We start from the raw sequence: 12,486 nt of genomic DNA on the forward strand, positions 1-12,486 counted from the left end.
AGCACGTCGTTGCACCCGCGTCGTGCCGGAGGAGGCCGGCACGAACGCAGCAACGCACCTGCAACGCTTGAGGACACCCTGGGAGGGGATTTCAGATGGATTCGTCGCTCGCGCTTCATCGCGGCCGCGCGCCGCGCGCCGTGCTTGCCCTGTCGATCGGCCTGGTGCTGTGCCAGGCTGCCTATGCCCAGCAGACCCCGGAAGCGGCTGCGTCCGCACCCGATGCGGTCGACCTGGACAAGGTGGAAGTAAAGGCCACCTACCGCGAAAGCCTGCAGCAGTCGCTGGACGAGAAGCGCTACAGCGTCGAGCAGGTCGATGCGATCTACGCCGAGGACATCGGCAAGTTCCCCGATCTGAACCTGGCCGAATCGATGCAGCGCATTGCCGGCGTATCGATCGACCGCGAAGGCGGCGAAGGCCAGCAGATTTCCGTGCGCGGCCTGGGCTCGGACTTCACCCGCGTGCGCATCAATGGCCTGGAAGCGCTGTCCACCGCCGGCAGCGGCACCACCGGGGTGAACCGCAGCCGCGGCTTCGACTTCAATACCTTCGCCTCGGAACTGTTCAGCCGGGTCAAGGTGAACAAGACCCAGTCGGCGCAGATGGATGAAGGTTCGCTGGGTGCGACCGTCGATCTGCGCGCCTCGCGACCGTTCGACTTCGAGGGCTTCCAGGCCTCGCTCAACGGCCAGTACGGCTTCAACGAACTGTCGCGCAGCAAGGACCCGCGCGTGTCGGCGCTGCTGAGCAACACCTGGGCCGATGGCCGCTTCGGTGCGCTGATGTCGGTGGCGTGGAGCAAGCGCACCATCTTCGAGGAAGGCTACAACCCGGTTCGTTGGGAACACGGCAACTACCGCAACTCCAACCAGTCCACCGCCGCCAACAACGGCACCTACGGTTTCTGCAGCCCGGTGGGCTACGACCCGCAGACGCCGCGCAACCCGGCCAGCAATGAAACCGCGCAGGGCGTGGGCAGCGCCGCCAACCAGGCGCGCAACAACGGTTGGGGCAGCTACGGTATCGATGCCACCCACTGCGGCACCGGCATCGACCGGCCGGCGGCCACGGCAGAAAACATCGCCGCCTACGAGACCGCGACCAATGCGTGGATTCCCCGCTACCCGCGCTACGTACGCACCGAACACGAGATCGAACGGCTGGGCGTGACCGGCGCGCTGCAGTTCCGCTTCAGCCCCGACAGCCTGCTGAACCTGGACCTGATGTATTCCCGCTTGGACAAGGACCAGCGCGAGGATTCGCTGGGCGCCAACCTGCACCGCACCGCGCAGTACGGCGGCAAGACCCAGATCGCCGTGCGCGAGGCGCAGGTGGATGCGCAGAACCGCCTGGTCTACGGCGTGTTCGACAACGTGGATTTCCGCACCGAATCGACTTCGATCGAAGAGACCACCGAGTTCAAGCAGGCCAGCCTGAATTTCGAACACCGCTTCAACGATGCGGTGCGACTGGATGCGCTGGTCGGCCATTCCTCGTCCAGCTTCGAACGCCCCGTGTTCTCCATGGTCAGCTTCGACAACAGCAACCTGGATGGCTTCGTGCTGGACATGCGCAACGGCGCCAGCATGCCCTCGATGACCTTCCCGTTCGCGCTGGGCGATGCCGCATCGTGGCAGTGGCTGGGCTATGGCACTGCACCGGTGAATGCCAACGGCACCGCGCGCGGCGGCAACATCAGCGAAGTGCGGCTGAACCCGCAGTACGTCGACAACAGCTTCGACACCGCCAAGGTCGACCTGACCTTCAACCTCTCGCCCACCTTCACCCTGCGCGGCGGCCTGGCCTACAAGGACTACGGCATGAGCACGCAGGAGTACCGCAACATCAGCTACGGGCGCATGTCGCAGGCGCTGCCCAGCGGCGTGGGCGTGGGCGATCTGTCCACCACCCTGGACGGCTTCGGCAAGGGCCTGGACGGCAACACGCCGAACGGGTGGTTGATTCCCGATTTCAGCCGCATCGCCGAACTGCTGGATATCTACTGCAACTGCAACACCGGCACCCTGGGCGGCGACTACCGGCTGGCCGGCGTGGGCCACTACGGCGCCTCGAACAACAACTTCGACGTGACCGAGAAGAGCTACGCCAGCTACCTGCAGCTCGATTTCAACACCGAACTCTGGGACCGGCCGTTCCGCGGCAACCTGGGCCTGCGCTACGTGCGCACGCAGATCGATGCCAGTGGCTATGCGCCGTGCCAGGCCGCCAACAGCAACGACCTGTCGTCGCAATGCGAGCCGTTCCTGGGCGTGGCCAGCGCCACCGCCGATGCCGGCGAGCGCCTGCTGGTCGGCACCACCGTCGCCCACCGCTACGACGACTGGCTGCCGTCGCTGAACCTGGCGTGGGACCTGACCGACACCTTCGTGCTGCGCTTCGGCGCGGCCAAGACCATGGCCCGGCCCACCCTGTCCAACCTGTCGCCCAGCGTCAGCGGTGGCCCGACCGCCTTCGTCGATGAAGACCGCTACTACTCGATCAACCTGGGCAACCCCAAGCTCGATCCGTTCCGCTCCACCAACTACGACCTGAGCGCGGAGTGGTACTTCCAGGAAGGCGCGCTGCTGTCGGCGGCGGTGTTCTACAAGGATATCGAGACCTACGTGCAGCGCACCCGCCTGCTGACCACCTGGCAGGACATGGGCTATTCGCTGGACCTGCTGCCGGCTGGTTTCAGTCCGAACTCGCTGTTCAACGTGCAGAGCTACTTCAACACGCCGGGCGGCCCGTTGAAGGGCTACGAGCTGACCTACCAGCAGCCCTTCAGCTTCCTGCCGGGCTTCTGGAAGAACTTCGGCATCCAGCTGAACTACACCCACGTCGATTCGAAGATCAAATACCTCTTCAGTTCCGGCAGCGGCGACACCATCGTCACCACCTACACCGAGAACGACCTGCTGAACCTGTCGCCGAACTCGTACAACGCCACCCTGTACTACGACGACGGGCGCTTCAGTGCGCGTGTTTCCACCAGCTACCGCGACGCCTACATCAACCAGATCCTGACCCAGGAAAACGTCTGGGACCTGGACGGCAATCAGTACGCCACCGCCGACGTGACCGGCAAGTACAGCGTGGAGAACGTGGATTTCAACATGTCTTGGAAGTTCAACAAGCAGCTGACCGTCAGCTTCGAGGCGATCAACCTGCTGGACAGCGCCGATGAGCGTTACGTGGACTCGGCCCTCTCCCTGCCCGACCGCTACACCCATACCGGTCGCCAGTACTACCTGGGGCTGCGCTACAAGTTCTGAGCCCCTGCCTGCCCTGCCGTACCGCTGCACCGTCGAATGCTGCTGAAAGGAAGGTTCCATGCACCGCACCGCTTCTGCTTCGTCCCGTCCGCGCCGCCGCCTGCTGGTGGCCGCGCTGCTGCTGGCCACCGCCCTGCCCGCGGGCGCCGCCGCACCGCCCACGCTGCTGTTCCACGTGGACGCCAACCAGGGACTGACCGCGGTGACGGCGCAGGGCGAGGCGGTGCCGAACTTCCGCGACAAGACCGCAGTGGTGGACGACGGCGCACGCGGCAAGGCGATCCAGTGGGAAGATGATGGCGTGCTGGCCTGGGATGCACCGGGCAACATCCAGGCCCAGCGCGGCACCCTGGCCTTCGACTGGCGCCCGCGCTACGCCGTGGGTGAAGCACCGTTCGTGATCTTCCGCGTGGGCTATGCCGACCACAGCAGCTGGGACATGGCCTGGCTGCGCATCGACTGGAACGGCCACGGCTTCGATGCGTTCGTGACCGATGCCAACCTGGCACGCAGCCGCGTGTCGTTCCGCATGGACACACCGCCGCGGCCCGACCAGTGGCTGCACCTGGCCTTCGCATGGGACGAGGACCAGGGCGTGCGCCTGTTCGTGGACGGGCGCGAAGTGGCGCGCACGCAGGCCACCGGCGATTTCGATGCCGCGCTGGACCAGCTGGGCCTGGCCGGGCGGGTGATGGCCCCTTACCAGGTGCAGAGCCGCTACAACTTCCTGCGCGGCAGCGATTTCCAGCACATCCGCGTGTACGACCGCATGCTGGACGGGCCCGCCGTGGCCGCACTGGCGCGCGGCCAGGCGCCGGCCAGCGCGGTGGCCACAGCGACCGACGAGCGCGCCTGGCGCCATCGCTTCGGCTGGGAAGGCGCCGCCCCGCCTGCGCTGTCGGCGGCGGGCACGCGCATCCGCAAGATCGAGTTCGCCGACACCCGCGACCTGAAAGCGTGGATGTGGAAGGCCACCGATGGCATTGCCGAGACCACCTGGCCCGGTGTCTACAACCGTTCGCGCCTGCCCGGCCGCAACGACTACTTCCAGTTGCCGGACTGGAACACGTACGTTGAAAGCGGCCAGCACCTGGACCTGACCCTGCCGCTGGGCGAAACGGTGAACCGGGTGGAGATCCGCGGCGCGGCCTTCGGCACCCTGGCCCACGGCGCCGATGCCGCGCATGCCACCCAGGTGCTGGCCACGCGCGCACAGGGCGTGGTGCGCAGCGTGCAGGACATTCCCGCGCAGTCCGGCGGCGTGCTGCGCTTCAGCAACGTGGAACAGGAAACCCCGATCCAGGAAATCTGGGCCTACCACGTGAGCGAGGGCGCCGAGCCCGACGGCACGGTGAAGCAGACCTACATCATCGACAGCCAGGCCCTGCCCGACTACACCAACCTGGACGCGCTGCGCCGCTACATCGACGGCCGCTATCCGACCGCCGAACGCAGCACGGTCATGGCCCTGCCCAAGGGCGCCGGCTCACGCCGCCGCGGCGCCGACACGCTGCCGGCGCAGCCGCGCCCGATCGTGCACGTGCTCATTCCCTCCGGCGTGGGCGATGCGCCGGCCAACCAGCCATTGATCCGCAGCTGGGCCTACAGCTGGGAAAACATGCACGACGGCCTGGACGGCGTGGCCATCGACCTGCCCGCGCTGGATCTGCCAGCCACGCAGGACGGCCTGATTCCGCTGAACATCCGCATCAAGGATCCGATCTGGCCGGCGCGCGACATGATCGATGTCTCGGTGTCAGTGCAGCCTGGGCAGAAGCGCACGCTGTGGCTGGACCTGCGCGACCGCATCCTGACCCCAGACAGCCTGTGGCTGAGCATCGCCTCGGCGGCACCGGGCTTCGACGCCGCTGCGCTGGATGGCGCGCAGGTGCGGCTGGTGTTCAAGCCGCGTGCCGAAGCGCTGAAGGAACACGTGGCCGACCGCTTCAACCAGGTGCGTGACAACTGGGGCTTCCTGGTGGAAGAACACACCACGTCCAAGCGCCAGCGCCTGTACGCGCGGGTGTACGCCGACCTGAGCGACCTGCTGCGGGTCGACCCGGACCACGAACTGGGCCGGCTGTACTGGAACTACATCAGCTACAACAGCCAGGGCCGCCCGCCGTTCAGCGCCCCGCAGGTGCCCAAGGGCGTGCCCGCCTGGGCGTTCCACCAGCTGCAGGACCTGGCCCACGTGCGCCGCTTCGTGGACTGGTGGATCGACGAACGCCAGGTCGCTTACGGTGATTTCGGTGGCGGCATCTCCGACGATTCCGACCTGACCCAGCAATGGCCCGGCCTGGCCCTGATGGGCGTGCAGCCGGACCGCCTGAACGCCTCGCTCACCGCGTTGTCCGATGCGGTGTACCGCAACGGCATGTTCAGCAACGGCCTGAGCACCATCGAAACCGACGAACTGCATTCCTACGAGGAGGGCATCAACACCAACAGCGCCATGCTCTACCTCAACTGGGGCGACCCGCTGACGGTGGAGCGGCTGATGGAAACGGTGAAGGCGTTCGACGAACGCATCATCCTGCGCAATCCGCAGGGCCACCTGCTGTTCTCCAGCAACTGGTTCGGCGGCAACAAGGTCTACCGCGAACCGAACTGGCAGTGGCAGAAGCCTTACTCGTTCCCGGTGCTGCACCCGGCGTTCCTGCTCGGCCAGTACAACGCCGATCCGACCGGCCGCAAGCTGGTGATCGGCCTGGCTGACGGCTATCTGGCCCATGCCGGCCGCGACGACAAGGGCCGCTTCACCCTGCCCAACGAAATCAACTGGGCCACCGGCGCCACCCGCGGCGGTGAACTGAACAACGGTTCCGGCAGCGGCGACATCATGCATACGTTCTGGGCCGCCTGGCGCTGGACCGGCGATGCGAAGTACCTGCAGGCGCTGGACTACCGCGTGGCCCGTGGCGGCCCGGGTGCGCTGGCCAACCTGGGCGAGAACTACGTGGAAGTGCTGGGCCGCCAGCAGGACTGGTACCCGCAGCTGACCGCCGATGCCAAGGCCGGCAAGACCGGCTTCGCCAGCCTGATGGCCTGGCAGGCGACCGGCGACCTGCAGTACATCGACGCACTGCATGCCGACGGTGTGCAGGCCAAGGCGCAGCGCGAGTACATGAACACCGAAGGCCACTGGTGGTCCGATCGCGTGGAAGCGCCCAGCGAGTTCCTGCAGCGTGCGCGCTTGGGCGGCATCGCGCTGAAACGCAACCAGAGCTGGCCCGGACACACCGTCAGCTGGCGCTTCGACCGCGACGACGCCGCCGAGCAGGTCGCCCTGCTGGTGCATGCGCCATCGCGCGAGCGCTTCACGGTGACCAGCTACACCCTGGGCAGCCGCACCATCGCTGCGGACATGACCGGCTGGAACGTGGCCAGCGGCACCTGGCGCGTGCGCAGTGGCGTGGACGCCGATGGCGATGGCCGCATCGACGGCAACCCGCGCGAGCGCACCGTGCAGCTGGAAACCAGCGTCGCGGTGCCGATGCAGTTCCGCCCCGGCCGCACCGAGATCTTCGAGTTCGAGCGGGTGAGCGCGGGTACACCGGTGGAAACCCGCCCGGACCTGGGCATCGGCCGCGGCGATCTGCGCGTGGACCGGCGCCAGGTACACGTGACCGTGCACAGCCTGGGCCATGTGGGCAGCGGCGTGGGCGTGGCGGTGCTGGAAGATGCGCGTGGCCGCGAGATCGCACGCAGCGAGGTGCCGGCCATGGCTGCCCCGGCCGAGCTGCAACCGAAGACGGTGGAGGTGTCGCTGCCGTTGCCGGCCGGCGACCGCAGCGGCCTGCGCGTGCGCGTAGCCCTGGCCGATGGTGGCGAGGAAGTGACCCGCTTGAACAACGTGGCCGACGTGCCGCGTTGAGGGCAGCGGCGACGCCGGGCATGGCCCGGCGCTACCGGTGCGTTGGGGCGGCCGCAGGAACGGGTAGCGCCGGGCCATGCCCGGCGGCACGCGGTCACGCTGCGTCGGTCTCCATCATCTTCACCCGGCGCTGGTACCAGCCGTCGCCCAGCGGATCGAACACCGCGCTGCGTTCCATCACGCCCTGGTACACGTGCACCGACACGGCCACGTCGTCATCGCTGGCGTTGCGCAGCGTGTGGTACTCGTGCGGTGGAATCAGACTGCCGGCGCTGCCACGATAGCCGTACAGCGCTTCCTGCGCGGCGAAGCGGTGGCGTTCGCCCTGGCGTTCCAGCAGCGCATACGGGGTAACGATCAATTCGCCCTGCCAGACCCCTTCCACGCACCACATGGCATCGTGGTCGTGCAGCGGCGTGCCCTGCCCCGGGCCCCAGCACATGGCGATGACGCTGTAGCCCAGGGTCGGGCTGCGGTGCAGTTCGCGCCGGGCGTAGTGGCCGTCCACCGGGCGGCGTACACACGGCGGCAACTGGATGAGTGGATCGGCGATGGCCTCGCGCAGCACCCGCTGCAGGGCGCCGGTGATCGCGCGCGGATCGGCCAGGCAGACGGCGCCGTCGATGGCCGCAAGCAGGCGCTCCCGGCCCGCAAACGGCAGTGGTGTGAATCGCTCTCCCATGTCGGCCAGTCTAGGCGAGCGGGGTTAACAGAATGTTGTCATCCTGCTGCGGTCACTGTGATGGAGTCGATTGCGACAGTTATCGCCGAACATCAACGAAAATGGCGCGCCAATTACGACATCATGGCAACAGCAACGGACGCAGCGCCGGCACCTCGCGGGCCAGTTCGGTCGCCACCAGGCTGGCGAACACCGCTGCGCCGTCCGCACCCAGGTGGGTGTAATCGAAGGCCCGCTTGGCCTGTCCCATCGGTTCCAGCGCGGCGTTCTGCGCCGCCGCCGTGGCACCGGCCGCAGCGGGGCTGGCGCCGACCGTGGTACCGCCCAGCGCGCTGGCCACCTGCGCCTGGCTGGCCGGCGCCTGCGCCAACTGCATGGCCGGTACCGGTCCCAGCGCCTGCACCAGGGTGCGACTGCGCGCATGCAGGTCCACCAGCGGCACCTGCAGTTCGCGCGCCACGGTGCGCACGCTGTCGGCCCATGGCGCCAGATCATCCACCAGCGCGCCATCGACGAACTGGCGACGGGTAAGCGGGGTCAGCAGCACTGGCGTGGCGCCCGCCGCACGTACCTGCTGCACGTAGCGGCGCAGGTTGTCGGGGAACTCGTGCTGCAGATCGGTGGACCGCCCCGGCTTGCCCGGCTGGTCGTTGTGGCCGAACTGGATCAGCACCCAGGTGGCGGCGTAGCCCGGCGTGCGCATTTCCGCCTCGACCAGCGCCCACGAGCCTTCGGCACGGTAGTTGTACGTACTGCGGCCGCCACGCGCCAGGTTCAGGCAGGCCGCGAACGAGGTCACGTGATCGGCGCAGAAACGCGGTCCCCAGCCGCCCTGCACCGCCGTGGTGGAATCGCCCACCAGCACGATCTTGCTGGCGCGGATCGGCGTGGGCGGTGGGCGGTCACTGATCGACGGATCCACCGCGGCCTGCGCGGTGCCGGCCGTCAGCAGCGCCAGCAGGAGAGTCAGAAAACGCATCTCAGGCAGTTCCTCGTTGCAGGAAAGGCACGCGCTGGTAGAGCTCGCGCTCGCCACCACGCGGGTCATCGGCGCCGCGGCTGTGCACGTCGAACAGCATGGTGCGCCGCTGCGGCAGGGTGTACGGCGCCCATGCCGGCAGACCGGCATGGTTGGGATCGCCGTGGCGGGCAAAGGCGATCAGCGCATCGCTCATGCGCGCCGCCAGTGCACGCGCCTCGCTGCCGCCGCCGGTGCGCGCGCTGGGCAGCCCGGCGTTGTCGAACACCAGCGGGATATCCAGCGTATGGAACGCGCGCAGGCGGCCGTCTTCCACCGGCGAGGGCCAGTCCAGCTGGTAGGCCCAGGTAGGCGCCGCAGCGGCCGGCTGCCGTGCACGCGCCTCCAGCTCTTCCACCGCGCCGCGCCACGAACGGCCGGCGGTGGTGGCGGCGAAGAACACTTCCGACGCCGTGTAGTGCGGGTACATGCGCCGGTAGGCCTCGATCACCACCGATGGCAACAGGTCGACGAACTGCTGTTTTTCCAGTTGCGCCGGCAGGGTGGCCCAGTCCAGCGCGAAGTTGGCCGGGTCATTGCCCAGGAACGCGCGCGTCTCGTCGCGGGTGTTGCCGATCACCATCGGGATGGCCGCCGATTGAGCCGGCGCCTGCGGCCAGAACGGATGCACCGGCAGTACCACCTCGTCCAGCACCGGACCGAAGTACAGCGCGGTGTCTTCCACCCGCGACGGATCGCGGGCCCGGGTGGCGGCCAGCAGGTCGGCGGTCGGCAGGCGCAGCAGCGCCGTCATGTCCGCCGCACCTACGCTCTGCATGGCCAGCGCCGCACGCTGCGCCGCTGCGCGCGGGCCGGCCGCGGTCACCTGCTGTCCGCTCATGGTCCAGGCGCGCTGGAACAGGCCGCGCGCGGCGGGCATGGCCATCAGCGTGGCGATCTTGGCGCCACCGCCGGATTGGCCGAACACGGTGATGTTGTCGGCGTCGCCGCCGAACACGGCCGCATGCGCGCGTACCCAGTGCAGGGCCTGCACCAGATCCAGCTGGCCCACGTTGCCGGACATCGCGTAGCGCGGGTCGCCCAGCGCGCCCAGGTACAGATAGCCGAAGGTATTCAATCGGTGGTTCAGCGTGACCACCACCACATCGCCGCGCCGGCACAAGGCACTGCCGTCGTACAGCGGGTCGCTGCCCGAGCCGTTGTTGAAACCGCCGCCGTGGATGTAGACCAGCACCGGACGGCGCGCGCCGTCGTTCAGCGCAGGGGTCCATACGTTGAGGAACAGGCAGTCTTCGCTGCCCGGGCCTTCGCCGCCACCCTGCGGTGCCGCCGCGCCGTATTCCAGTGCATCGGCAATGCCGCGCCATGGCGCCTCCGGCCGCGGCGGCTGGAAGCGGTAGGCGCGGGTGTCGGCGCCGTAGCGCAGGCCACGGAACACGTGCACGCCGTGTTCGCGCTGGCCGCGCACGCGGCCGCCCCGCACCCGCGCCACGACCTGCGTATCCGCGCGCGGGCCGGGTGCCGCCAGAGCGGCAGGTAGCGCTGCCATCGTTGCCGTGGCCAGCGCCCAGCGCGCACTGTCGCGCAGGAAACGGCGGCGCTGCAGATCGCTCGGCGCGGTGTTCATCGGCTACCCCGGGGTTGGATCCCCTCTCCACCGGGAAGGGGCTCTGACCCCGCCCCTGCCTCACCCGCCGCCAGCCACGCCTGCGCCAGCGCCGGCCACAGCGCCAGCGTGGAACCGGGCGCAACGCGCATGCCGAAACCATGTCCGCCGTGCGCGAACAGGTGCAGTTCGTGCTCCACCCCGGCCGCCGCCAGTGCCCGCGCCATCAGCGCGCTGTTGTGCACGCTCACCACGCCATCGTCGCTGGCATGCACCAGCAGGGTGGGTGGCATGTCCGCGCGCACCTGCTGCTGCATCGAATACTGTGCTGCCAGCGCGGGATCCGGCTGTTCGCCCAGCAGGCGCCTGCGCGAACCGCTGTGTGCGTGCGCGCCCATGTCGATGACCGGATACACCAGCACCGCCCGTGCCGGGCGCGCGCTCAGCTGATCGATGGCATCGCATGCCGGATAGGCCGGAACATCGAAGCCGGTGGCCAGCCGTGCCGCCACATGGCCGCCGGCGGAAAAGCCCATCACCGAGACGCTCTGCGCATCCAGCCCGCGCTGGGCCACCTGCGCCCGCACCACGCGCATCGCACGCTGTGCATCGGCCAGCGCGGCCTGGCGGTCGCGGCCCGGCTGCGGCAGGCGGTAACGCAGCACGAACAACGTGTAGCCCGCGCGGTCCACCCACTCCGGCAGCAAGGCGCTGTCTTCCTTGTCGATCACCACGCGCTGGTAGCCGCCGCCGGGAATTACCAGCAGGGCACGGCCGTTGCTGCGCGCGGGGGTGTGCACCAGCAGGTACGGCGCGTCCACCTGGTCGACGTAGCGGTCAGGCTGCGCCGGGTCACTGCTGCGCTCGACCACCCGTGGCGGCCTGGGCTTCCCCTGTTCGCCGGGCACCTGTCCGACCGGCCACAGCGCAATCTGTTCGCCCGCCAGCTCCTGGCCGGGCCGTTCGCCCTCGCGCAGTGGCGTGGCGCCACCGTTCAATGGCGTGGCCAGCAGAAGAGCGCACAACAACAGCACTACAGGACGCAGAGGCATGGCAGGCAAGGGCTCCGAAGGCAGGGAACAGCGTGCCCCACGGCAAGGTCCGGTGCACTTGATGCGCTGCGGCTTGCACGATGACACCGGTTTACCATATACACCTCCTGCAGACGCTGTCGATGGGCAGTGCAACAAACACAGGGAGACCGTTCTTGAGCAACGAACACGGCACACACGGGCAGACGCCGCCGCCGGACGATGCGGCCGCGATCGCCCACGCCTTCACCACGGCGCGCCGCGCCGGGCAGGCCCTGCCCGCATTCCCGGGCGACATCCCCGCCGACCTGGTCAGTGCCTACCAGGTACAGGACCTGGCCATTGCCGCCTGGGATGACCAGGTGGTGGGCTGGAAAGTGGGCTACATCGCCGCCGAGCGCCGCGATGGGTCCGGGGACGAGCGCCTGCTGGGCCCGGTTTTTTCCCGTCAGCTGAAAAATGCTACCGGTGGAACAACGGACATCCCGATCTTCGTCGGCGGCTTCGCTGCGGTCGAAGCCGAGTACGTGCTGGAGCTGTTGGAGGACGCTCCGGCCGGACAGGTGCAGTGGACGCCCGAGCAGGCCGAAGCCCTGCCCGCCCGCCTGTACATCGGCGTGGAAGTGGCCAGCAGCCCGTTGGCCACGATCAACGAACTGGGCCCGCGCGTGGTGGTATCCGACTTCGGCAACAACAACGGTCTGGTGCTGGGCCCGGAGATCGTGGACTGGACCACGCGCGATGAAACCGCACTGCGCGCCGAAACCTTGATCGAAGGCGAAGTGGTCGGCACCGGTGGTGCCACCCGCCTGCCGGGCGGGCTGCGCGCGGCCTACGCGTTCGCGCTGTCCCGTTCGGCGCTGCGTGGCCGCCCGCTGCGCAAGGGCGACCTGATCGCCACCGGCAACGCGACCGGCATCCATGACATCACCGCCGGGCAGACCGCGCTGGTGCGTTTCGCCGGCTTCGGCGACATTGCCTGCAGGGCCGTGCCGGCGGGGTAACCGCCAGCACGCCCAGTGAACACGCGCGG

At 68.5% G+C, this 12,486-nt stretch carries 7 protein-coding genes; 3 read left to right on the forward strand and 4 right to left on the reverse strand.

Features of this window, described 5'->3' with window-relative positions:
* The first annotated feature begins 95 nt into the window (after positions 1 to 95).
* Positions 96 to 3,278, forward strand: coding sequence for a TonB-dependent receptor (locus tag C1930_RS00185; protein ID WP_108770798.1), 3,183 nt, complete (start codon positions 96 to 98; stop codon positions 3,276 to 3,278).
* A gap of 58 nt (positions 3,279 to 3,336) precedes the next feature.
* The gene (locus tag C1930_RS00190) at positions 3,337 to 7,155 is read left to right on the forward strand and encodes a LamG-like jellyroll fold domain-containing protein (protein ID WP_108770799.1); all 3,819 of its coding nucleotides are present in this window, start codon (positions 3,337 to 3,339) and stop codon (positions 7,153 to 7,155) included.
* A 94-nt stretch (positions 7,156 to 7,249) separates the two neighbouring features.
* On the opposite strand, the gene C1930_RS00195 is transcribed toward C1930_RS00190, so the two are convergent.
* From C1930_RS00195 to C1930_RS00210, 4 genes are all read right to left on the reverse strand, one after another.
* Positions 7,250 to 7,837, reverse strand: coding sequence for a cysteine dioxygenase family protein (locus C1930_RS00195; RefSeq protein ID WP_108770800.1), 588 nt, complete (start codon positions 7,835 to 7,837; stop codon positions 7,250 to 7,252).
* Positions 7,838 to 7,958: 121 nt separating this feature from the next.
* Positions 7,959 to 8,816, reverse strand: a complete 858-nt coding sequence (locus C1930_RS00200; protein ID WP_108770801.1) for a rhamnogalacturonan acetylesterase — start codon at positions 8,814 to 8,816, stop codon at positions 7,959 to 7,961.
* 1 nt (position 8,817) lies between these two features.
* Positions 8,818 to 10,443 (reverse strand): carboxylesterase family protein, encoded by a 1,626-nt coding sequence (locus C1930_RS00205; protein WP_108770802.1) that lies wholly within the window; start codon positions 10,441 to 10,443, stop codon positions 8,818 to 8,820.
* Positions 10,440 to 11,474, reverse strand: a complete 1,035-nt coding sequence (locus C1930_RS00210; RefSeq protein WP_108770803.1) for an alpha/beta hydrolase — start codon at positions 11,472 to 11,474, stop codon at positions 10,440 to 10,442. Before C1930_RS00210 ends, C1930_RS00205 begins: the two co-directional genes overlap by 4 nt.
* 155 nt (positions 11,475 to 11,629) lie before the next feature.
* On the opposite strand from C1930_RS00210, the gene C1930_RS00215 reads away from it, so the two are divergent.
* On the forward strand, positions 11,630 to 12,457 hold the full coding sequence (locus tag C1930_RS00215) for a 2-keto-4-pentenoate hydratase (protein ID WP_108754987.1): 828 nt from the start codon (positions 11,630 to 11,632) through the stop codon (positions 12,455 to 12,457).
* The last annotated feature ends 29 nt before the right edge of the window (positions 12,458 to 12,486 follow it).

The organism is Stenotrophomonas sp. SAU14A_NAIMI4_8 (genome assembly GCF_003086695.1).
Lineage (GTDB): Bacteria > Pseudomonadota > Gammaproteobacteria > Xanthomonadales > Xanthomonadaceae > Stenotrophomonas.